24 protein-coding genes and 1 tRNA gene are annotated in these 19,594 nt (G+C 57.6%); 14 read left to right on the forward strand and 11 right to left on the reverse strand.

Features of this window, described 5'->3' with window-relative positions; genetic code table 11:
• The first annotated feature begins 6 nt into the window (after window positions 1–6).
• Complete coding sequence (pgsA, locus tag ACP7A2_RS15935) at window positions 7–567, forward strand: CDP-diacylglycerol--glycerol-3-phosphate 3-phosphatidyltransferase (RefSeq protein WP_003232771.1); 561 nt, start codon at window positions 7–9, stop codon at window positions 565–567.
• A 63-nt stretch (window positions 568–630) separates the two neighbouring features.
• Window positions 631–706, forward strand: a tRNA-Gly gene (locus ACP7A2_RS15940).
• A gap of 123 nt (window positions 707–829) precedes the next feature.
• On the opposite strand, the gene ACP7A2_RS15945 is transcribed toward ACP7A2_RS15940, so the two are convergent.
• Entirely contained in the window at window positions 830–1,726 is an 897-nt protein-coding gene (locus tag ACP7A2_RS15945; RefSeq protein WP_426134983.1) for a LysR family transcriptional regulator, read from the reverse strand.
• Window positions 1,727–1,834: 108 nt separating this feature from the next.
• Between ACP7A2_RS15945 and ACP7A2_RS15950 the strand changes: the two genes are divergently transcribed.
• The 3 genes from ACP7A2_RS15950 (at window position 1,835) to ACP7A2_RS15960 (ending at window position 4,717) form a co-directional block, all read left to right on the forward strand.
• On the forward strand, window positions 1,835–2,860 hold the full coding sequence (locus tag ACP7A2_RS15950; RefSeq protein ID WP_426134984.1) for an alcohol dehydrogenase catalytic domain-containing protein: 1,026 nt from the start codon (window positions 1,835–1,837) through the stop codon (window positions 2,858–2,860).
• A gap of 34 nt (window positions 2,861–2,894) precedes the next feature.
• A complete protein-coding gene (locus tag ACP7A2_RS15955; protein WP_426134985.1) occupies window positions 2,895–3,905 on the forward strand; it encodes an MBL fold metallo-hydrolase in 1,011 nt (336 codons plus the stop codon).
• A 224-nt stretch (window positions 3,906–4,129) separates the two neighbouring features.
• Window positions 4,130–4,717, forward strand: a complete 588-nt coding sequence (locus ACP7A2_RS15960) for a GNAT family N-acetyltransferase (RefSeq protein ID WP_426134986.1) — start codon at window positions 4,130–4,132, stop codon at window positions 4,715–4,717.
• A gap of 133 nt (window positions 4,718–4,850) precedes the next feature.
• On the opposite strand, the gene ACP7A2_RS15965 is transcribed toward ACP7A2_RS15960, so the two are convergent.
• From ACP7A2_RS15965 to ACP7A2_RS15975, 3 genes are all read right to left on the reverse strand, one after another.
• On the reverse strand, window positions 4,851–5,465 hold the full coding sequence (locus ACP7A2_RS15965) for a nitroreductase family protein (RefSeq protein WP_426134987.1): 615 nt from the start codon (window positions 5,463–5,465) through the stop codon (window positions 4,851–4,853).
• Between the two features lie 70 nt (window positions 5,466–5,535).
• On the reverse strand, window positions 5,536–5,889 hold the full coding sequence (locus ACP7A2_RS15970) for a putative quinol monooxygenase (protein WP_426134988.1): 354 nt from the start codon (window positions 5,887–5,889) through the stop codon (window positions 5,536–5,538).
• An 83-nt stretch (window positions 5,890–5,972) separates the two neighbouring features.
• Window positions 5,973–6,170, reverse strand: coding sequence for a tautomerase family protein (locus tag ACP7A2_RS15975; protein WP_426134989.1), 198 nt, complete (start codon window positions 6,168–6,170; stop codon window positions 5,973–5,975).
• Window positions 6,171–6,320: 150 nt separating this feature from the next.
• Here ACP7A2_RS15975 and ACP7A2_RS15980 point away from each other — a divergent pair, with 150 nt between their 5' ends.
• From ACP7A2_RS15980 to ACP7A2_RS15990, 3 genes are all read left to right on the forward strand, one after another.
• A complete protein-coding gene (locus ACP7A2_RS15980) occupies window positions 6,321–7,223 on the forward strand; it encodes a LysR family transcriptional regulator (protein ID WP_426134990.1) in 903 nt (300 codons plus the stop codon).
• Window positions 7,224–7,467: 244 nt separating this feature from the next.
• Complete coding sequence (locus ACP7A2_RS15985; RefSeq protein ID WP_426134991.1) at window positions 7,468–7,893, forward strand: VOC family protein; 426 nt, start codon at window positions 7,468–7,470, stop codon at window positions 7,891–7,893.
• A 112-nt stretch (window positions 7,894–8,005) separates the two neighbouring features.
• Entirely contained in the window at window positions 8,006–9,265 is a 1,260-nt protein-coding gene (locus tag ACP7A2_RS15990; protein ID WP_426134992.1) for a cation:dicarboxylate symporter family transporter, read from the forward strand.
• Between the two features lie 100 nt (window positions 9,266–9,365).
• Here ACP7A2_RS15990 and ACP7A2_RS15995 read toward each other — a convergent pair whose 3' ends face one another.
• Window positions 9,366–9,755 carry a winged helix-turn-helix transcriptional regulator gene (locus ACP7A2_RS15995; protein WP_426134993.1) on the reverse strand — a complete coding sequence of 130 codons (390 nt, stop codon included), beginning with the start codon at window positions 9,753–9,755 and terminating at the stop codon, window positions 9,366–9,368.
• 112 nt (window positions 9,756–9,867) lie between these two features.
• On the opposite strand from ACP7A2_RS15995, the gene namA reads away from it, so the two are divergent.
• The 4 genes from namA to ACP7A2_RS16015 all read left to right on the forward strand — a co-directional run bounded on the left by namA (window position 9,868) and on the right by ACP7A2_RS16015 (window position 12,997).
• A complete protein-coding gene (gene namA / locus ACP7A2_RS16000) occupies window positions 9,868–10,908 on the forward strand; it encodes an NADPH dehydrogenase NamA (RefSeq protein WP_426134994.1) in 1,041 nt (346 codons plus the stop codon).
• 56 nt (window positions 10,909–10,964) lie between these two features.
• Window positions 10,965–11,348, forward strand: coding sequence for a nuclear transport factor 2 family protein (locus tag ACP7A2_RS16005; protein ID WP_426134995.1), 384 nt, complete (start codon window positions 10,965–10,967; stop codon window positions 11,346–11,348).
• Between the two features lie 51 nt (window positions 11,349–11,399).
• Entirely contained in the window at window positions 11,400–12,419 is a 1,020-nt protein-coding gene (locus ACP7A2_RS16010) for an alpha/beta hydrolase (RefSeq protein ID WP_426134996.1), read from the forward strand.
• Window positions 12,420–12,559: 140 nt separating this feature from the next.
• Window positions 12,560–12,997, forward strand: coding sequence for a nuclear transport factor 2 family protein (locus tag ACP7A2_RS16015; protein ID WP_426135029.1), 438 nt, complete (start codon window positions 12,560–12,562; stop codon window positions 12,995–12,997).
• 42 nt (window positions 12,998–13,039) lie between these two features.
• On the opposite strand, the gene ACP7A2_RS16020 is transcribed toward ACP7A2_RS16015, so the two are convergent.
• The 3 genes from ACP7A2_RS16020 to ACP7A2_RS16030 all read right to left on the reverse strand — a co-directional run bounded on the left by ACP7A2_RS16020 (window position 13,040) and on the right by ACP7A2_RS16030 (window position 15,532).
• Window positions 13,040–13,915: a LysR family transcriptional regulator gene (locus tag ACP7A2_RS16020; protein ID WP_426134997.1), complete on the reverse strand. Its 876-nt coding sequence runs from the start codon at window positions 13,913–13,915 to the stop codon at window positions 13,040–13,042.
• Between the two features lie 77 nt (window positions 13,916–13,992).
• Window positions 13,993–14,643, reverse strand: a complete 651-nt coding sequence (locus ACP7A2_RS16025; RefSeq protein WP_426134998.1) for an NAD(P)-binding oxidoreductase — start codon at window positions 14,641–14,643, stop codon at window positions 13,993–13,995.
• 250 nt (window positions 14,644–14,893) lie between these two features.
• A complete protein-coding gene (locus tag ACP7A2_RS16030) occupies window positions 14,894–15,532 on the reverse strand; it encodes a TetR/AcrR family transcriptional regulator (protein ID WP_426134999.1) in 639 nt (212 codons plus the stop codon).
• A 458-nt stretch (window positions 15,533–15,990) separates the two neighbouring features.
• Between ACP7A2_RS16030 and ACP7A2_RS16035 the strand changes: the two genes are divergently transcribed.
• On the forward strand, window positions 15,991–17,094 hold the full coding sequence (locus ACP7A2_RS16035; protein ID WP_426135000.1) for an alkene reductase: 1,104 nt from the start codon (window positions 15,991–15,993) through the stop codon (window positions 17,092–17,094).
• A gap of 72 nt (window positions 17,095–17,166) precedes the next feature.
• Window positions 17,167–17,910: an SDR family oxidoreductase gene (locus ACP7A2_RS16040; protein ID WP_426135001.1), complete on the forward strand. Its 744-nt coding sequence runs from the start codon at window positions 17,167–17,169 to the stop codon at window positions 17,908–17,910.
• Window positions 17,911–18,017: 107 nt separating this feature from the next.
• Here ACP7A2_RS16040 and ACP7A2_RS16045 read toward each other — a convergent pair whose 3' ends face one another.
• From ACP7A2_RS16045 to ACP7A2_RS16055, 3 genes are read right to left on the reverse strand one after another with little or no spacing between them, the layout of a single operon-like run.
• Complete coding sequence (locus ACP7A2_RS16045; protein WP_426135002.1) at window positions 18,018–18,467, reverse strand: SRPBCC family protein; 450 nt, start codon at window positions 18,465–18,467, stop codon at window positions 18,018–18,020.
• A gap of 45 nt (window positions 18,468–18,512) precedes the next feature.
• Complete coding sequence (locus tag ACP7A2_RS16050) at window positions 18,513–18,899, reverse strand: nuclear transport factor 2 family protein (RefSeq protein ID WP_426135003.1); 387 nt, start codon at window positions 18,897–18,899, stop codon at window positions 18,513–18,515.
• 46 nt (window positions 18,900–18,945) lie between these two features.
• The gene (locus ACP7A2_RS16055) at window positions 18,946–19,329 is read right to left on the reverse strand and encodes a nuclear transport factor 2 family protein (protein WP_426135004.1); all 384 of its coding nucleotides are present in this window, start codon (window positions 19,327–19,329) and stop codon (window positions 18,946–18,948) included.
• Window positions 19,330–19,594: the final 265 nt, after the last annotated feature.

Here is a 19,594-nt window from a genome sequence, read left to right on the forward strand (position 1 = left end):
GTGCCGATGAATATCCCTAATCTGATCACCGTTCTACGCGTCCTGCTCATTCCGATTTTCATTTTGCTGTTCTATTTGCCCTACGAATGGAGCTACGCGGCCTCAAGTTCGGTGTTCGCCTTTGCGGCCGCAACCGACTGGCTCGACGGCTACCTGGCGCGCCGCCTGGAGCAAAGCACGCCGTTTGGCGCGTTCCTCGACCCTGTGGCCGACAAACTCATGGTGGCCGTGGCGTTGGTTCTGTTGGTGCAAGAGCACGGCAACCTTTGGCTGACGCTGCCGGCAGCGGTGATCATAGGCCGTGAAATCGTAGTCTCAGCCCTGCGCGAGTGGATGGCCGAAATCGGCGCCCGTGCCCACGTGGCCGTGTCGAACATGGGCAAATGGAAAACCGCCGCGCAAATGCTCGCGCTGGTCATCCTGCTGGCCAACCCGTCGGACTTCTCCTTTTGGGTGCTGACCGGTTACGCCTTGCTCTTGATCGCCGCCGGCTTGACCTTGTGGTCCATGCTCCAGTATCTGCGCGCCGCCTGGCCGCATCTGCGCACCACCGTTGAAAAGAAATAAAACTTTTTTGAATCAAGGGGTTGACGGGTTCTGATAATTCTATAGAATGCGCATCACCAAGACGCGGGAATAGCTCAGTTGGTAGAGCACGACCTTGCCAAGGTCGGGGTCGCGAGTTCGAGTCTCGTTTCCCGCTCCAAATATTGACCCACAGAAGTCCACAGGGCTTTGGGGGCACCCAAAAAGACGCTTAGGCGTCTTTTTGCGTTTCTGCGAAAAACTACTGAAACCTTGAGGCATCCAGCACAAACCCGTGCGGGTGTTAGCGTGCTTGCTCAGGTGAGAGTGCCTGCTGCAGAAAGTGCACGAACGCCATCGTCCGCGCCGAGCGGCGACGCTCCTGGTTCAATACCGCGTTCACCGGCAATGCTATCGCGCGATAGTCGTCCAATACCGTGGTTACGCTGCGGTTCTCGATATCGCGAGCAAACAGCCAGTCCGGCGACAGTGACATGCCAACGCCGGAGAGTACGAGTTCGCGAACGCCCTCACTGCTGTTGCTGGTGATATTACCCTTGATCGCTACATCGAGCTTTTGCGTATCGCGGGTGAAATTCCAGATGTCGTAGTTATCCAGCAGCGTAAAGCCGATACAGTTATGGGCCTGGAGCTGTTCTGGCGAAGTCGGCGTACCGTGACGTTCCAGGTAAGCAGTCGCGGCATACACGCGGCGCTCGGTGATACCCAGCGGGATCGCCACCAACCCCTCATTCTTGACCCGGCCGATACGTATAGCCACGTCGATATCCTCTTTGACCACGTCCTCCATTTGATCGCTTAGCCTGAGGTCGATCTGCACGTTGGGGTGGCGCTGCAGAAAAACACCGAGCAATGGCGCAATGCGCAGGCGCCCATAGCTGACCGGCGCGGTTATTCGCAAGCGTCCGGCGACTTGTTCCTGGCCTGTGGCGAAACTCAGCGTAGCGGCTTCGAGGCTGGCGATGATCGCCTGGCAGTCGGCATAAAACCGTTCGCCTTGGTCGGTCAGCACCAGAAGCCGGGTGCTGCGGGTCAGCAGCGCGCCACCCAAATACTGCTCCAGTGCGACTATCTGCTTGCTCACCGCCGGTTGCCCGATGTTCAGCTCACGAGCGACCGCTGAAAACGACCCGCGCTGCACGACACGCACAAAAGTGCGCATGCTTTCGAACATATCCATGGGCTATTACGCCTCTCTTGGGAATAAATCATATGCCAGTTTAGTTTCTTATCGGAATTCGTAAAGTGCTGCACTCTGCAAGCACCACCTCTACAAAGGCTCTCTCCCATGAAGTCGCTCATGCTTGCCGCTGTCGCCGACGCTGCACAAACCTCGCTTACCGTGCGTGAAATTGCCCGCCCTGCACCTGCACGAGGGCAGGTTTTGGTGCGCGTCCACGCTGCCGGCGTCAACCCGTTGGACATAAAGATTTCAACCGGCGCGGCGGCGCACGCCAGGCAGCCATTGCCGGCGGTGCTGGGCCTGGATCTTGCGGGCACAGTGGTTGAGTTGGGGGCCGCGGTTGATGGCTTCGCGATTGGAGACGACGTGTTCGGTATGGCGGGCGGCATTGGCGGAGCCCAGGGCGCCATGGCTGAGTACATCGCGGTCGATGCCAGACTGATCGCGACCAAGCCTGAACGCCTCGGCATGCGCGAGGCGGCCGCGTTGCCGCTGGTGGTTATTACCGCGTGGGAAGGCTTGGTGGACCGCGCCAATGTGCGCGCCGGGCAGCGGGTCCTGGTGCACGGCGGTGCAGGCGGAGTAGGGCAGGTGGCCGTGCAACTGGCCAAGGCCCGAGGGGCCGATGTTTACGCAACAGGCTCGGCGGGCAGCCTGGCATTTATTCGGTCGCTGGGCGCAACCGCCATCGACTACAACGCCGAAGACGTGGACAGCTACGTGCAGCGTTACACCGACGGCGAAGGCTTCGACATCATCTATGACACCGTTGGCGGCAGCACACTGGACGGGGCCTTCAGGTCGGTGAAGGCCTACACCGGGCATGTCCTCAGCTGCCTGGGTTGGGGGCAGCACAGTCTGGCGCCGTTGTCCTTCAAGGGCGCCTCGTACTCCGGGATCTTTACCTTGCTGCCGCTGTTGTCCGGTAACGGCCGGGAGCACCACGGAGAGATCATGCGCGAGGCAAGCTTACTGGCTGACGCAGGAAAACTGAGCATCCGGTTGAACGAGCGCCGCTTTGGTTTGCACGAGGTGAACGAAGCGTTCCTGGATGTTGCGCAGGGCGCCAGCAAGGGCAAGACCGTGATCGATGTTGTTACCAGCCCACAACGCTCCGGCGACGACGCCTGAACGCAGCGTCTTTCGACTTGAATCAAGGACTGCCATGAATTCCGAACGATCCCGCCCGTTGTACCCACGCACCCCATCGTCGTTGAGCGCCTTCTGCCTGGCGCTGTGCACCGTGCTGTTGTTTGGTCCGCTACCCGCTGCGGTTGCAGGCGAAGATGTGTCCTCGCAGAAAATCATCGACCTCGCCAACATCACTGAAGTGAGCCCGGGCGTACACGTGATCGAGGACCGACAGCACCTGTTCCTGGTGCCGAATATCACGATTATCGTCGGCCAGACTGCGGCCCTCGTGGTGGACACAGGCCTGGGCACCGCCAGCGCTGAACAGGTTCTAAAAGCCGCCCGCGAGCTGGCCGGCAACAAAAAACTCTACCTGACTATTACCCACTTTCACCCCGAGCACGGCTTCGGTGCGCAGGTCTTCCAGGGTCAAGCCACCATCATTTACAACCGCGTACAACGCGACGAGCTGCTAAAGAAAGGCCCCGAATTTCGGGACCTGTTTGCCGACAAACTGGACGTAGCTAAGGCGATGAAAGACGTACGCCTGGTGACGCCCGACGTGGTGTACGACAACGAAGCCGAAATCGACTTGGGTGGGCGCGTCGTGAAACTCAATTACTACGGGCCCGCGCATACGCTTGGCGATCAAGTTATCTCGGTGCCCGCACAAGGCGTTGTGATAGTGGGTGACCTGCTTGAAACCAAATCCTTTCCCATCATGCCGTGGTTCCCGGACCTGGGCGACACCGATGTCGACCCGCTGAACTGGCGAGAGGTCTTCCGTAAGGTGTTGGCCAGCCAACCCACGATTGTGATTCCAGGGCATGGCCGCATCGGCACGGCGGCCAGCCTCGAAACAGCGGCGGCTCATTTGGACGGAGTTCGTGAAGCAGTGGCACAGCGCTGCGCGGCGGGTCAAGACCTCTCCAGTGCGCAAAAGGAGCTCACCCCGATTCTGGAGGCACAGCATCCCGATTGGGCGCTCAAAGACTGGATCGCGATGGAGATCCAGGCTTACTACGAACGACTTTGTAAGCGTTAACACCGTCGCCGCGCCAAGCGTGACTAAGGGTGTGGGAGTCGGGCAGCTGTGGCGAATGGAGTAAATGATCCGCTGTGACGACGCGCCACCTTCAGCTTCCACGAACGAGTGGTTGAGCTTGATGCCCCACTGCTAAATTGATGATAGTGGTACAGAAGAACATTTCCGGAGCTCGTATCGAGCCCAAGCATTCAACTGTTTCCAATATACGGATGGCCTGTCTCATGTCGTTTTCTCTGGAGCCTGTTTTGAACGGTAATACTGTGTCGTTGCAACCGTTGCACGTCAGCGACGCTCCTCGCCTGCTCGAAGCGGCCAGCGATGGCCGTTTGTGGGAAATGCAGCTCACTGTAATCCCGGGCCCTGATACCGTTGAGCAGTACATCGCCACGGCGTTGGCAGGCCGCGCGGCAGGTACCGTGATGCCGTTTTTGGTGGTGCGCAACAGTGACGGCCTGGTGCTGGGCAGTACGCGGTTCTGGAAAGTGGACCGCAGCAACCGCAAGCTCGAAATTGGCCACACGTGGTTGCGCCAATCGGCGCAGCGTTCGGGCGCCAATACCGAAGCAAAATTTCTGCTCCTGCGCCATGCTTTCGAGGTGATGGCGTGCGTGAGGGTGCAATTCACCACAGACGAATTGAACGCAAATTCCCGTGCCGCCATTTTGCGTATTGGCGCGACACAGGAAGGCATCGTGCGTCACGAACGGATCATGCCCGATGGGCGCAAGCGCAATTCGGTGCGGTTCAGCATTATCGACAGCGAATGGCCACACGTAAGTGCTCGGTTAGTGGAGAAAATGATGCGCTAAGGCGTTCCGTTTCTTCCCCATGAGCGAAACCCGCCCTATAGCGATGACGCACCCTTATTTAGCCTGTACGGCCTGCAGATTGGGGGCGTCATCGCCTGAATTCGCCGCTGGGCTGCCCCCAGAACGACTCGGCTTAAACGAACTGCAATACGTCGGTCACGTCTTTACGCGGCTTTTGTGGCCAGTTGGCCGAGCCCGGGTAGCCAACAGTGATCAACATCACCGGCACTTCCTCATTCGACAAGCCGAATTCCTTGGCCACTGCGGCCTGATCGAACCCGATCATCGGCGTCGAAACCAGGCCCTGACCCTTGGCGGCCAACATCAGTGTCATCGCGGCGAGCGAGCCCGAGCGAATGGCTTCGTCGCGTTGCAATTGAGGGTTTTCCTTGTACATGCCTTGAGCCGCACCCACCCACATATCGTAGATCGACTGGTCAATAATTCCGGCATCCAGGGTCGGCTTCAACGCAGCAGGCAGGGTCACATGCGGGTTCAGGGTGCCGCAGACAATAAACGTCACGGCGGCATCCATGACCTTTTGCTGGCCGAATGCCAATGGCAACAAGCGCGCCTTGGCTTCGGTGCTGCGCACGGCCAGGAACCTCCAGTTTTGCAGGTTGAAGGCGGAGGGGGCATGAGTGGCCAGGTTGATCAGCTCGGCGATCTGGGCGTCCGTCAATGAACGTTCAGTGTCGTAGCTGTTGGCGGAAATGCGGGACTTAATAACTTCTGCGATAGCGGACATGGTGATCTCTGTGTGGGATAAGGATGCGCAGGGCACGGCCGTCACTCTTGAGCCTGCGCCTTGCTTGAACTTAGCGGCTGAAGCCGTCGAACGGTGTCATGTAGACGGCGCCGAACGGGTCGAGGCGCTTGCGGATTTCAGCGTCGGGCGTGCCGTAGACCACCAGGCTCTTGATGGTGCACAACTCAAGGAAACGCTGGCCGAATGGCGCGAACGTGGTGTCTACGTGGCTTACCACGGCATCGACGTTATAACGCTCAAGGATATGCACGGTGCTGTTGTCTTCATTCACGCTGTATTCGTAAATCAATGTGCCCGGCTCGGCGCGAGTGGCGGCAACGATGGTGGCGATCAGTGCCTTGAATTCAGCGAACTCTGCGGGTTTGACCTCAAGCGAGAACAGGCACGAAATAGTGGGATGCATGGTGGTTGTCTCCGGCAGATAGACGACAACCTGCACGCCAGCATCGCTGGATTAGCCGGTGCATGGGGCGCAGGTCAGCAGCGTCAGGATTTTTCGGGTGCTGCCCCGAACAGCTTGCCGGCGCCGGCCCAATCCGATGCGGCGACGTCTTCGAAAATCACGTAGATGTAATTGGCATCGGTACCGGTGTGTTTAACGATGCTGTCGGTAATATCGGCTGCAACGGCGGCTTTCTGCGCGTGTTCTTTACCTTCGAACCAGCTCACACGTACGACGGGCATGATGAACTCCTTCTAGAGCATTGATCGGGGAGAGGTGCGCAATGTGCACCGCTGTCTGAGTGGAATTTATCGTACTGTTGAATCGTATGGCGATAAACGGCCTGCAGCTATAATCTGGGTAGACTAAAACTCTACAATAGTGGGCGCTGCATGGTACCTATCGATTCCTTTCAGGGCGTTATCACCTTTGTTGTGGCAGCGCGCTCATCCAGTTTTACCCAGGCAGCCGAGCGCCTGGGACTGTCGAAATCCGCCGTGGGCAAGGCCATTGCGCGCCTGGAAGAGCGTTTGGGCACGCAGTTATTCCATCGCACAACGCGAAGGATTTCCCTCACCGCCGATGGCGAGGCCTACTTCGCAGCGTGCTCCACGGCCCTGGAGGAAATCGGCACCGCTGAAAGCGGGCTGGGCCCCGGTGGTGGTGAGCCATCTGGCCGTTTGCGGGTTGATGTTCCGGTGGCATTCGGGCGTCGAGTCGTCGCGCCACTGTTGTTTGAGATCGCCAACAAATACCCGGCGCTGCAATTGAGCCTGACGTTTTCCGATCACCTGGTGGACCCGTTCGAAGAGGGTATCGATTTGTTGGTACGGTTCGGCGAACTGCAGGACACCAGCGGCCTGGTCGCACGGCGCTTGACCCGTCAACGCTGGGCCGTCTGCGCTTCCCCTGACTACCTTGCGCGTTTCGGTACCCCGCACACCCTTGAAGAACTGAGCCAGCATTGTTGCATCGTCGGCCATCGACGCGGGCAACCCCTTGCATGGCGAGTGATGCAGGCGGGTCAGACGGTTCGTTACGCTCCCCCTTCCACTCATCAAATCGGTGATGGCGAAGCCATGATGCTTGCTGCGGTGGCGGGTGCCGGCTTGTGCCAAATGCCGCGCAGCTTGTTCCAGGATGATATTGCAGCGGGCAGGCTGGTCGAGGTGCTGCAAGCCTATGAACCTGAAGCGGTTGATGTGCATGCGGTCTGGCCCAAGGTATCGCACCTGCGCCCCAAGGTTCGTTACGTGGTCGACGAGTTGGTCAAGTTGTGTGCGCACTTGCGGTAAAGACTGCGCGCGCATTCAGTCGCTGAATAGATCAAACATCAGTGTCAGTGTTCTGGCCATTCAGGCGGTTTTGGAACAGTGGAAGAAGGTCTTCGATTAACAAAATAAAGTTGTGGATTGAAAAATTTATATTGATTTTTTTTAGGTTGGCCTCGGCATAGCATAAATCCACCTTAAAAAATCGCTGGGCAACGAGCGCTCTGTCCGGCACCACAAACCAATAAAAATTGTTATCGGAGTCCTGATGAGCCTTTCTCCTTTCCACCTCGCCATCCCTGTGTATGACCTGGCCGCCACGCGCACCTTTTACGGTGAAGTGTTTGGCCTTGCCGAGGGCCGATCCAGCACCCAGTGGGTGGATTTCGATTTCTACGGCCACCAGTTGGTCATCCATGAACACCCCAAGACGGCGTCTCAGGAAAGCGTCCATAGCAACCCGGTGGACGGCCACGACGTGCCGGTTCCGCACTTTGGCATCATCCTGGAATGGGCTCAGTGGGAAGCACTGGCCGAGCGTCTTAAGTCCTTCGGCACACAGTTTGTGATCGAGCCCTACATTCGCTTCAAGGGCCAGGTTGGCGAGCAGGCCACCATGTTCCTGTTTGACCCATGCGGCAATGCGCTGGAGTTCAAAGCGTTCAAGGATATGCGTCAGCTCTTCGCCAAATAATAAAAACTGGCGCGCGTTCAAACGCGCGCTCAAGACACTTAAATGAGCTGGAAGCTCATGAATCTAGCTACTGCCCTCAAGCAGTCCTTTCATTCCAACAAAAAGGCTAGACATGAAACGTATTCCTTTAGTTTGGCAAATAGTTGCCGGGCTGTTGCTTGGCGTGCTCGTGGGTTGGTATTTCAATACCCATCCGGAAAATCAAGTGTGGGTCAGTACCGAAATACTTAAACCGCTCGGTGATATTTTCATCAAGATGATGAAGATGGTCGTCGTACCGATTGTGTTCTGCTGCATGATCCTCGGCATTGCCGGGGGCGGCGATAACAAATCGTTTGGCCGCATGGGCGCAAAGTCGTTGATCTACTTCTTTGCCATCACCAGCCTCGCCATTGTCCTCGGCCTGTGCTTTGCTAACCTGTTCGAACCGGGCAAAGGCACCGAAATCGCCGGCATCGCCCATAACGCTGCTGCCGTGCATATGGAGCCGTCGAAAGGCGCGCTGATCATCCTGCAAAATATCGTGCCCGATAACGTGATTGTCGCGATGTCGGAAGCGAAGTTGCTGTCGGTGCTGTTCTTCGCCGTGCTGCTGGGTATGGCGTTGAACACCTTGCCTAAAGAGAAGAGCGCACCGGTTGTTGCGGTGGTGCAGGGCTTTTCCGACGCCATGTTCAAGGTGGTGTCGTTTGTCATGGCATACGCGCCAATTGGTGTGTTCGGCATGATCGGCGCCACCGTCGCAACCTTCGGCTTCGCCTCATTGCTACCGTTGCTCAAGTTGATCGGCGTGGTGTACCTGGCGTTGATTACCTTTGCTTTGGTGATTCTGGGCGGCATGTGCTACTTGATCGGCGAAAACGTTTTCAAGTTGATCAAATACTTTCGTGACGAGCTGATCCTGGCCTTTTCCAGTGCAGCCTCGGCGGCCGTCATGCCGCAGTTGATGACCAAGCTGGAAGCCTACGGTGTGCCTCGGCGTATCGTCAGCTTCGTGGTGCCGGTGGGGTATGCGTTTAACCTGGACGGTGCTTCGATTTTCCTCGGTGTGGCGACGATTTTTATCGCCCAGCTCTATGGCATCGACCTGTCAGTGACTCAGCAGATCTTGCTGGTGGTCACGATGGTGCTGACGTCGAAGGGCGCCGCGGGTGTCCCTGGGTTTGCCATCATCATTCTGTCGGCCACCCTGGCGTCTGCCGGGCTGCCGCTGGAAGGGGTCGCGTTGATTGCCGGGATCTTTCGGATCATCGACAGCGGTACCACTACCTTGAACGTGCTCGGGAATGCAATTGCGCCCCTGGTCATCGCCAAGTGGGAAAGGGCGCCCCTGGAGCGTAATAGAGCTGCGAGTATCGAGCAGAGCACTTAATCAACCCTACAAAAGAGCCTTCCACGTTAACCGCGTCGAAGGCTCTTTTTTTGGCTGGCATATCAATGCCCCGCAGGCGCCAGGGCGTTGAGTGCGCTGGCTAAACCAGTGGTTCACCTGAGTCTTCAGTGATCGCCAAGCGTCTGAACTCCTGGATTGCGCTTTCATGCACCGCCCCCCATTCGCGCATCGCACTGATCAAAGGCGCAAGCGAGTTACCCAATTCTGTAAGCGAGTATTCGACCTTGGGCGGGACCTCTCGATAGATTTCGCGATGGATAACGTTGTCTGTTTCCAGCTCTCTGAGTTGCAGCGTGAGCATGCGCTGTGTCACATCCGGGATTAGCCGGCGCAACTCGTTGAAGCGCCTTGTTCCGGACATCAGATGGAACAGGATGAGCGATTTCCATTTCCCGCCGATGACGTCGACCGTAAACGCGACCGGGCAAGCAAATGCTTCAACTTCACGCTGAGGTATGCATTTTTTCACTGGGATTCTCTTGGTATAAAAAATGTGCCTACAGCACAAAAATGTGCGTACTTACGCATAGGTTGTGCGTACGTTAACATCATTCCGTATCGACCACTACGGAATACACCAGATGAGCTTGTTGCTTTCGCCCCATCAAATAAAAGGCATGAAATTGAAGAACCGCGTCGTCATGTCGCCCATGTGCATGCACATGGCTGCCGATGACGGTTTTGTTACTGAGTGGCACCGCGTGCATTACGGCGCTCGCGCCCTGGGCCAGGCGGCGCTGATTTTCCCCGAAACGCTGGCAGTGCACGCCGATGGCCGTATCGGCGCCGGTGACCTCGGTATCTGGAGCGACGCACACGTCGTCGGCTTGAAGGCGCTGACAGAACTGCTTCACAGCTTCGGTGCAAAAGCCGGTGCGCAGATCGGCCACGCGGGGCGCAATGCTGACCTGCCGAATCTTGTTCATATCGCGCCATCGGCCATTGCGTTTACGGAAACCAGCCCTGTGCCTCGCGCACTGGCGGCTGATGAAATTCCGGGTTTGGTAAAGCTCTACGGCGATGCTGCACGACGCGCCAGTGAAGCCGGGTTCGATGTGCTTGAGGTCCACGCTGCACATGGTTATCTGCTGAATGAGTTCCTCTCCCCACTGGCCAATACCCGCGATGACGAATATGGCGGTGATGCCACGCGTCGCTATCGCTTCTTGCGCGAAGTGCTGGAGGAAGTGAAAACCCATTGGGGCGATCGCCCTCTGTTTGTGCGGATCTCAAGCTCTGATTACGCCGAAGGCGGCAACACGCCTGAGTCGTTCCTTGAATACGGCCGCTGGATGAAAGAGCAGGGCGTCGATCTGATCGACTGCAGCTCCGGCGGGATCAAGATAGTCAAGGTTCAGACCTATCCAGGTTACCAAGTACCGGCCGCTGAGTTACTGCGTAAAGAGCTGCACATTGCTACGGGGGCCGTGGGTTTGATTCAGAGTGGTCGCCAAGCCGAAGAAGTGCTGCAGAACGGTCGAGCTGATCTGGTGTTTATCGGGCGACAGATGCTGCGCGATCCATTCTGGGTACGCACCGCCGCAGATGACTTGAAAGAAATCATCGAGATTCCTGCCGCCTACACCCGTTATGGGGCTGTGTGGCTGGATACCAAAGCGTGAATCAGCGGGTTGTTGAACGCGGCCTATCCTCAATCCAGTGCAGCAGGAGTTAAACCATGAATACACCTACTTACGTACACGAATACCAAGCCATCACCGAGGTGCTGAACACGTACATCGAGGGCTGCAAGCTGGCCAAAAGCAGCCTCATGAAGCCAGCGTTCAACGAGCAAGCAACCATGTTCAGCGTCGATGGCGACGGCAAGTTGGCGGGCGGTGCAATTCCAATCCTGTTCAAGGGGATCGACGAGGGGTTTCGCCCATCTCCTGACGCGCCGGCCGCTATCGTGCGCATTGAGATTGTCGGTACGGCGGCCAGCGCTCGCATCGACGCCAATGACATGTCAGGCATTTCCTTCACCGATTTTTTCCATCTGTTGAAAGTCGATGGCCAGTGGACGGTCGTCAGCAAGATCTTTCACACCCACGTCGCGCCTTGAACCCGCGGTAGTCGAGGCTTCCCGGCACTCCGGCATAAAAATGGAAACGTCATGAAAACCCTTACCTCTGCTTTCGCTCCTACGGTCGTTACCCTTGCGCCCGGTACTGCCTGCGCCACCGCATACCCGGGCGTTGAGCACAACACCGCAAAACTCTTGCAATCCCTCGAAGGAGCCCAGACGCTCGACTCCATGACGCCGGCCGATGCCCGTGTCGCGCTGGCGGCTGCCCAGGCTGCGCCCCAAGTGGCCTTGCCGGCAGCTGACGTGAGTGAGGTGACGATACGCATCAACGACGGCGATCTGAAGCTGACCATCGTGCGCCCGGTCGGTAGCCAGCAGAAGAGCCTGCCCGCGTTCATGTATTTCCACGGTGGCGGCTGGGTGTTGGGCGACTTCCCGACCCACGAACGACTGGTGCGTGACTTGGTTGCTGGCTCGGGTGCAGTGGCGGTCTTCGTCCACTACAGCCTCTCGCCCGAGGCGGGATACGGCGTCGCCACCGAGCAAGCCTATGCCGCGACAAAATGGGTGGCCGAACATGGCGAACAGATCAAGGTAGACGGCACGCGCCTCGCCGTAGCCGGCAACAGCGCAGGTGGGAATATTGCCGCCGTGGTCGCCTTGATGGCCAATGAGAAGGGTGGACCGGCACTGCGCTCGCAAGTGTTGCTGTGCCCAGTGACGGATGCCAACTTTGATACGCCGTCGTACAGAGCGTTTGCCAACGGTTATTTCCTGACGAAGGCCATGATGGTGTGGTTTTGGGACAACTACACAGCGGACGGCGAGGCGCGCAAACAGATTTATGCATCCCCACTGCAGGCCACCAACGAACAGTTGATGGGCCTGCCACCGACGCTGATCCAAACGGCCGAATTCGATGTCCTGCGCGATGAAGCTGAAGCTTACGGCCGCAAGCTCGACGCAGCAGGCGTACCGGTGAAGACGGTTCGTTACAACGGCATGATTCACGATTTTGGGCTGTCGAACGCGTTCAGCCATCTGCCGACGCCTCGCAGCGCGATTGCGCAGGCCGCTGGGGAACTCAAGACCAACCTGAGCAAGTAATTTTCAAAAAAAGAGCCCGCAGGTCACGGTGGAACTGCGGGCGTTTATCAATAATTGCACTCTCTATAAAGAGCGACTAAATGAATACAATGTCTTTTAAGCCTGTGTTGTTTGCGGCCTTGATGTCGAGCTTTTGCGCGATGGCCTACGCAGAAACCTCACCGAGCGCCCCACCAGTCATCAGCAGTAAAACCGTCAGCACACCTACGTATGTAGAAGAGTATCAAGCCATCACTGCGGTGCTTGACGCCTATATCGAGGGTTGCAAACGGGCCAAAAGCAGCATCATGAAGTCTGCATTTAACGAACATGCAACGATGTACAGCGTCGGCGCAGATGGCAAGCTGGCCGGCGGTAAAATTCCAATCCTGTTCGAGGGCATCGACAAGGAATTTCGCCCCTCTCCTGACGCACAGGCCGCTATTACGCGCATAGAAATCGTGGGTAACGCCGCGAGTGCTCGCATTGACGCCAACGGCATGTCTGGCATCTCTTTCACCGACTTCTTCCAGTTGCTGAAAGTCGAAGGCAAGTGGACGGTCGTGAGCAAGATTTTCCAGACCCATCCCGCGGCATAATTGCGGTTCAACCCCTGATGCATTATTTGGGGCGCAACGCCTCTAATGCCTCTTCACGGCTTGCTCGATAATCAGCTGGGCCAGTAATTTTACTGGCTCGCTAAGGCTGCGGCGTGCGCGATGAATAAGGCCGATGTCGCGATGGAATGTACGTTGTTTGAGGTCGATCGCACGCACTTCAGCAGGCCATCCGTTACGGGTGGCGGTTTCCCGTATCAGGGCCACACCGACGCCGTTTGCGACCAGTTTGATGATCGCGTCCAGCTCATCGAGTTCGCAGACTTCATGCAATGAGAAATGGGTTTGACGCAAGAACCTGTCAACCTGGCGCCCGCCAAAAGATGAACGGTCATAGCGGATAAACGGCTGGCTCGAGACCAATTCAGCCCAATCGTCTCCCGGCATATCGGCAGGGACGATCAGCCGGTAAGGTTCACGCGCCAAGGTTGTCCATCGCAGATCACTGTGAAGCGAAAAGGGCGGGCGGATGATCGCGGCCATAGCTATTTCGCCTGAATCGACTTGGTTCACCAACTCCATCGACAGACCGGGGACGACGCGGGTTCTGCATTGCGCAGATTGTTGATGAAATTCAGCCAGAGCGTCTGGCAAGAAGGAGCGCTGAACCGAGGCAATCGCTCCAAGGGTGACCAAAACGTTCGCAGCAAGACCCACCGACGTCGCGCCCAGCTCTTTAAATTGGCGCACCAGTTCCTGACCCTGCACCAACACCTGGTGACCCATTCGATTGAGCTGAGCCGAGCGTCCCTTGCGGTCGAACAGCTCTACCCCGAGCTCCGCTTCGAGGCGTTGCATTTGTGCGCTGACGGCGGCTTGGGTAAGGCCTATCTTGCTCCCGGCTGCCGCGAAGGTGCCTTCCCTCGCCACGGCGATGAGTGTTTTCAGTTCTTTGATCATGCGCAAATAATCATTATGTTTCGCCGGGAGATATATTCATATTTTTGTCTCCCTGTTTCTCAGTCACTCTGTGCGAGCTAAAACGGCTGAATAGCTTCATCGACTGGCGTAGTGCCTTGGGTCAGTTCGATGATGACGCGATTCACGCCCGGCGTTTCAATGATCTGCAACAAGGCTGCCGCGACATCCTCGCGCGGCACATCACCGTAAGGGATGGCGAGGCCGGCGTGGACCTTGCCGGTACCGGGCGCGTCCAGCAACGTACCGGGGCGCAGAATGACCCAGTCAAGATCGCTCGCAGCGAGGTGTACGTCCGCGCGCTTCTTCACGGCCATGTAGTTTTCGAAGGTCTCGGAAACCGCTTTGCCACGGGATGCTTCTGGAAACGCCGAAACCAGAATGAAGCGTCGAATACCCGCCAAACGAGCCGCAGCTACAGACAGCTCCAGGCCGCGACCGTCGATGGCATCCGTCATCTGCGCGCCGCCTTTTCCACCGGCGCCCGCCGCGAACACGACGGTGTCACTGCCTGCCAAAAGTGTGGCGAGGGCCTGTTCATCGAGCTCAAGCAAGTTACCGGCAACGGGAGTGGCGCCCAGTGCTTTGAGCCCTTCGGCTTGTTCTGCATGGCGGTACAGCGAGCGTGGCTGATGACCCCGTTCCGCCAGTTGTCGGGCGAGGCTGCGGGCGATTTTGCCCGAGCCACCGACGATAAAAACTGAGTGCATAGATCCTCCCGATCAGGCGATGTTTTAACAGTGGCTCGCTCAAGCGAACCCGCCGTTGTGAATAACAACTGCGTGCTGCGCCACATTCTATATTGATCACTACAGAAATTGTCAAGCATCCAAAGCGCATGCTTCAGGCGTCTTTTTGCGCATTTTTGCGCGCAGGCGGGAGTTGCCCACTGGCTTGTGTATGGCCCAGAGCTTCAGGATTTCAGATGTGGATTGAGTCAGTGCGCGATGTCGCCCGCGCCTACTTTGGCTCAGTGAGCGCCGGGGCAAGCATGGCGACAGCGGTGGCGCCAATGCCCTGCAGATCTTCACGGCTGGCAGCGTCATGCGCCTGCAATGACATGCCTTCCAGCAACGTGTTCAAGGCCGCGGCGAGCAGACGAGTATTGGTGTCGCGGCGCAGTTGCCCATCGGCAACCGCGCGGTCCAGGCGTTGCTGCAGGTAGTCGCGGCCCTCTTGGCGCAAGGCCTTGAGGGTGGCGGTGACTTCTCCTGCATCGTCCGAGACATTGACTGCGGCGAGTACGACCATGCAGCCACAAGGGGCGTCGGGCTCTGTGAGGATTGACGCGGACGTGTGGAAGAAGTCGCTGATGGCGCGCACGATGTCCGTCTCGCTGTCCATGCGTTCCCACGTGGCATCCCAAAACGTCTCTTCATAGTAGGCAACCGCTTCCAGGAACAATTTGGCTTTGTTGCCGAACGCTGCGTAAAGGCTGGGAGGGCTGATCGCCATTGCTGAACACAACTCCGCCACAGACGCTGGCTCGTAGCCACGCTTCCAAAACACTGCCAGGGCTTGAAGCAAGGCCTGGTCGCGGTCGAACGCGCGCGGGCGTCCTTTGGCGCGTGGAGTAGCGAGCGGGGTAGGGTCAGTCATTGAGTGCATTACCTTAGAGCGTATCGCCAGACGAGCATGCCTGGAACAGAGTTCTGCCGATGATACACAAAACCAACTTTCCAGTTGCGCGACGTGAGTCGTGCGTGGATTCGGAGTGCGCCGTTGGTCGTGGAAAGCCAGATAAGTTCAGAAAAAAATAGACGACCGGTCTAGTTTTTATTAGAGTGGTCGCGTTATTAACAAGCGTCATTGCGAAACTCGCCAACACATTCTGGACATCGCCAGCATGTCGATGGATGGATCAATTACCTCCACGATGCCCATGCGCGATCCTGGCGCAATCTCTCTACCACGTGTGGCTCGGCGCGTCTTTGATGATGAAGATCGGCAAACGCGACGATGCATTCGAAAACTCCCTCACCCTGGCTAAACGACTTTTGTCGTCGCTATTTTTTATTCACTTACTAGATGACCGGTCTATTTAAATGAGGTCTACCATGACAGATAACGCGACTCGTACCGACTTGTTCACCCCCATTAACCTGGGCGCGATGAAACTGGCCAACCGTATTTTGATGGCGCCTGTAACCCGTAGCCGCTACGCCGAAGATGGCATCCCCAACGAGATGCACGCCGAGTATTACGCCCAGCGCGCTACAGCCGGTTTGATCGTTGCCGAAGCCACCAATATTTCCCCGCAGGGTCGCGGTTACGCGGCCACACCCGGCATCTGGAGCGAAGAGCAGGTTGCCGGCTGGAAGAAGGTCACCGATGCGGTGCATGCCGCCGGCGGCAAGATCGTCAGCCAGCTGTGGCATGTGGGACGGTTCTCCAGCGTGGAGCTGCAACCGGAGGGTGCTGCACCTGTCGCGCCTTCTGCCATCAAGGCCGAGGGTGATACCTATACCGTCAATGGCTTCGTACCCGTGTCGATGCCGCGTGCGCTTGAAACCGATGAAATTCCGGGGATTATCGAGCAGTACAAACGTGCCGCCGAGAACGCAAAGCGCGCCGGTTTCGACGGCGTAGAGGTTCACTCGGCCAACAGCTATCTGCTGGACCAGTTCCTGCGTGACTCGACCAACCATCGCACCGACAGTTACGGCGGCTCCATCGAGAACCGTGCGCGCCTGACCCTGGAAGTGACCGAAGCAATCGTCAACATCTGGGGCAACGAGCGGGTTGGCATTCGTCTGTCGCCGGTAACACCGGACGCCGGCAACACGCCGCCCGACAGCAATGTCATGGCGATGTACGGTTACCTGATCCAGCAGTTGAACGCGTTCGATCTGGCATACCTGCACTTCGTCGAGGGCGCTACCGCGACGTCGCGCGAAGTGCCCGAAGGCGTCGACATGGACGCGCTGAGCGCACAGTTCAAAGGCCCCTTCATCGGTAACAACAACTACGACCTGGACATGGCCATCCAGCGCCGTGCCCAAGGCAAGATCGACGCCGTTGCGTTTGGTCGCCTGTTCATCTCCAACCCGGATCTGGTAGAGCGCCTGCGTCGAGGCGCCGAGCTGACGATTGCACCCCGCGAGTCGTATTACGGCGGCGGCGCCAAGGGCTACACCGACTGGCCTGTCGGCAACTACTGATCCCCTTTTGCATCCGCGATAACCCCATCGACTGCCCGTGGAGTCGGGCAGCCCCTCTCTAAAGGAACGCTCATGAACTATCTGCAGAATAAAACCGCGATCATCACTGGTGCATCGTCCGGGCTGGGTGCCGCATCTGCTCGCGCGTTGGCTGAAAAAGGCGTTCGAGTTGTCGCCGCAGCCCTTGACCAGGAAGGGCTGGATGCCATCGTCAGCGAACTGAAAACCAAGGGTGGTCAGGCGGTCGGTCGCGTCAGTGACGTGACCAACCCGGATGATATGAAAGCCCTCGCGCAATTCGCCCACGACTCGTTTGGTTCGGTGGATATCCTCATCAACAATGCAGGCCTGATGCTGTTTTCCAACTGGGTCGACCTGGCCACGGATGACTGGGAAAAGATGATCAACGTGAACATCAAAGGCTACCTGCATGGCATCGCCGCGGTGCTGCCGTTCATGCTCAAACAGAAATCGGGCCAGATCCTCAACATGGATTCGGTGGCCGGGCACCAGGTCGGGCCTGCGGCGGGTATTTACAGCTCAACCAAGTTCTTCGTGCAAGCCATGACCGAGTCGATGCGCAAGGAGCTGGGCGTGCAACACGGTATCCGCGTCAATACGGTCAGCCCGGGTGTGATCAACACCGGTTGGGCCGACAAAGTCACCGACCCCGCCGGCCGTAAAGCGGCTCAGGAACTGAACAAAATCGCGATCTCGCCGGACGATATCGGCCGCGCCGTGGTGTATGCGTTGAATCAGCCTGAAAACGTCACCGTCAACGACCTGATCATTTCGCCAACCCGTCAGGATTGGTAAGCAACCCTAAGCCCGGGCACTGGCGCTAAGCCGTGTACCCGGGCGTTCTCTCATCGAAACTTAAAAAAATAAACCCCGCACCCATTGCTGGGGCGGGGCAGGGCACATCACGCCGAGGCGGTTTGGTTCAGGTGGAGCTGGAGGCTGTCATGCCCGCCGACAATCAGCGACTCGATGGTCGAGGTCAATTGCCCCTCGGGATCAGGCGCGCGGGTGTCGAAGGTTGCCGACCACATAATCACGGTTTTGTCTTCGCCGGTCAGCGGGATCAGTCGCACGGTCAACACGTAGTTGTCCACGGGCAGCGGCGCTTCAACGAAACGGTAAGAGAATTGCAGGTTGACCGCGTCCACCGACAGCAACTGCTCACGCAGGATCGCGCCGTCCTGCAGCGTCAGCCGCCTGATGCACCCAACCAGGCCGTCAGGCTGACCGTCTTCGATCACGCTTTGGGTGATTGCCGGGTGCCATTGGCTGATGTCTGCGAAGCGTTTGAGAACTCCCCAAACGCGCTCGGCGCCGCCGTCTAAAACGGCGGTGTATGTAACTATTGCCATGATTTATTACCTTTTAAACACATCATGCCTTTCAGGCTGCGCTGATCAGCCTTCGAACTGGTGATAAACCTTGGCGATGACCTTCCAGGTGCCGTCGATTTTGATCAGCGTCAGGTAATCGTTGTAGTCGGCGCCAATCGCGTCTTTCTCCATGTCCACGCGAACCACGGCCGTGGTCGGGGTGATCGCCAGCACGTCCAGTCGTGTGCTGATGTCCGGCGCCTTGCCGTTTGTGCGGACGAAGTCGAACAGATTGCTGATCGGCCCGCCCAGCAGTTCGCCGTTGGTGAAACCGTACATCACGGCCTCTTTGTGAAAGGCCTGTTCCAGAATATCCGGGCTGCCATCACGCAGGCCGTCAGCGTACTGCTGGGCCACGGCGATAACGGCGTTGTAATCCTGGGTCGGTACCGCCTTGATGTTTTTGCTCATGATCAAACTCCTGCTCGTTGGAATGACGCTCAATAAAAACGATGGCTCAAGGCGATACGTGTGTGTGGTAAATCTTGCTCACCACCGTCCATTGGCCATTCACTTTCAACAGGTTGAAAAAGTCGGTAAAGCAGAAGCCCGAGATGTCGTTGGTATCGATGCGAGCACTGGCAGCCGTGCCTACGATATCAACGTTGACGATGGCGCCTTTGGCTTGCGGCGAAGGACGGAAGGCGCTGTCGATAGTGTCGAACAGTTGCTGGATCGGCCCACCGGTCAACTGGCCGTCGGCACCGACACCGAATAGGGTGGCTTGCTCATTGAAGGCGGGTTTCATGAGGCTGGCGTCCGCGTGTTTGCCGCCTTCGTTATAGAGGTTCAATACGGCGACAATTGCGTTGTAATCCTGCACGTACGTTGGGTTGCTCATGGTGTCTCTCCAGTGTTGAAAGGGGGTGATGAAGCGCAGGGTTGATGCTCGCTGAACCCTATTTAAATAGTGATCGCTACATATTAATCTAATTCTATAGTGATCACTATGTTTTGTGTCGAGATAGGTGCTTTTGAGGGGGAGGTGTGGCGGGGGATCAACACATGGCTGGCCGGATCGGCGGGGTTGAAGTCTTTTAGCCTGACTGAGCAGCCTGGCGCTGCGCTTCGCAACCCGATAACTACAAAGAACGAGGGCCAATATC

It is taken from the genome of Pseudomonas sp. PWP3-1b2, from assembly GCF_049896045.1.
GTDB lineage: Bacteria > Pseudomonadota > Gammaproteobacteria > Pseudomonadales > Pseudomonadaceae > Aquipseudomonas > Aquipseudomonas antarctica_B.

Bases quoted from the DNA above. Each gene is read 5' to 3' on its own strand.
- ACP7A2_RS15950 (WP_426134984.1), top strand. From the start codon at position 1,835: ATGAAGTCGCTCATGCTTGCCGCTGTCGCCGACGCTGCACAAACCTCG.
- ACP7A2_RS15980 (WP_426134990.1), top strand. From the start codon at position 6,321: ATGGTACCTATCGATTCCTTTCAGGGCGTTATCACCTTTGTTGTGGCA.
- ACP7A2_RS16025 (WP_426134998.1), bottom strand. From the start codon at position 14,643: ATGCACTCAGTTTTTATCGTCGGTGGCTCGGGCAAAATCGCCCGCAGC.
- ACP7A2_RS16030 (WP_426134999.1), bottom strand. From the start codon at position 15,532: ATGACTGACCCTACCCCGCTCGCTACTCCACGCGCCAAAGGACGCCCG.
- ACP7A2_RS16055 (WP_426135004.1), bottom strand. From the start codon at position 19,329: ATGAGCAACCCAACGTACGTGCAGGATTACAACGCAATTGTCGCCGTA.
- ACP7A2_RS15965 (WP_426134987.1), bottom strand. From the start codon at position 5,465: ATGTCCGCTATCGCAGAAGTTATTAAGTCCCGCATTTCCGCCAACAGC.
- ACP7A2_RS16015 (WP_426135029.1), top strand. From the start codon at position 12,560: ATGGCCTACGCAGAAACCTCACCGAGCGCCCCACCAGTCATCAGCAGT.
- ACP7A2_RS15960 (WP_426134986.1), top strand. From the start codon at position 4,130: ATGTCGTTTTCTCTGGAGCCTGTTTTGAACGGTAATACTGTGTCGTTG.
- ACP7A2_RS16010 (WP_426134996.1), top strand. From the start codon at position 11,400: ATGAAAACCCTTACCTCTGCTTTCGCTCCTACGGTCGTTACCCTTGCG.
- ACP7A2_RS16005 (WP_426134995.1), top strand. From the start codon at position 10,965: ATGAATACACCTACTTACGTACACGAATACCAAGCCATCACCGAGGTG.
- ACP7A2_RS15985 (WP_426134991.1), top strand. From the start codon at position 7,468: ATGAGCCTTTCTCCTTTCCACCTCGCCATCCCTGTGTATGACCTGGCC.
- ACP7A2_RS15975 (WP_426134989.1), bottom strand. From the start codon at position 6,170: ATGCCCGTCGTACGTGTGAGCTGGTTCGAAGGTAAAGAACACGCGCAG.
- ACP7A2_RS16035 (WP_426135000.1), top strand. From the start codon at position 15,991: ATGACAGATAACGCGACTCGTACCGACTTGTTCACCCCCATTAACCTG.
- ACP7A2_RS15955 (WP_426134985.1), top strand. From the start codon at position 2,895: ATGAATTCCGAACGATCCCGCCCGTTGTACCCACGCACCCCATCGTCG.
- ACP7A2_RS15970 (WP_426134988.1), bottom strand. From the start codon at position 5,889: ATGCATCCCACTATTTCGTGCCTGTTCTCGCTTGAGGTCAAACCCGCA.
- ACP7A2_RS16040 (WP_426135001.1), top strand. From the start codon at position 17,167: ATGAACTATCTGCAGAATAAAACCGCGATCATCACTGGTGCATCGTCC.
- ACP7A2_RS15945 (WP_426134983.1), bottom strand. From the start codon at position 1,726: ATGGATATGTTCGAAAGCATGCGCACTTTTGTGCGTGTCGTGCAGCGC.
- ACP7A2_RS15990 (WP_426134992.1), top strand. From the start codon at position 8,006: ATGAAACGTATTCCTTTAGTTTGGCAAATAGTTGCCGGGCTGTTGCTT.
- ACP7A2_RS16045 (WP_426135002.1), bottom strand. From the start codon at position 18,467: ATGGCAATAGTTACATACACCGCCGTTTTAGACGGCGGCGCCGAGCGC.
- namA (WP_426134994.1), top strand. From the start codon at position 9,868: ATGAGCTTGTTGCTTTCGCCCCATCAAATAAAAGGCATGAAATTGAAG.
- ACP7A2_RS16050 (WP_426135003.1), bottom strand. From the start codon at position 18,899: ATGAGCAAAAACATCAAGGCGGTACCGACCCAGGATTACAACGCCGTT.
- pgsA (WP_003232771.1), top strand. From the start codon at position 7: ATGAATATCCCTAATCTGATCACCGTTCTACGCGTCCTGCTCATTCCG.
- ACP7A2_RS16020 (WP_426134997.1), bottom strand. From the start codon at position 13,915: ATGATCAAAGAACTGAAAACACTCATCGCCGTGGCGAGGGAAGGCACC.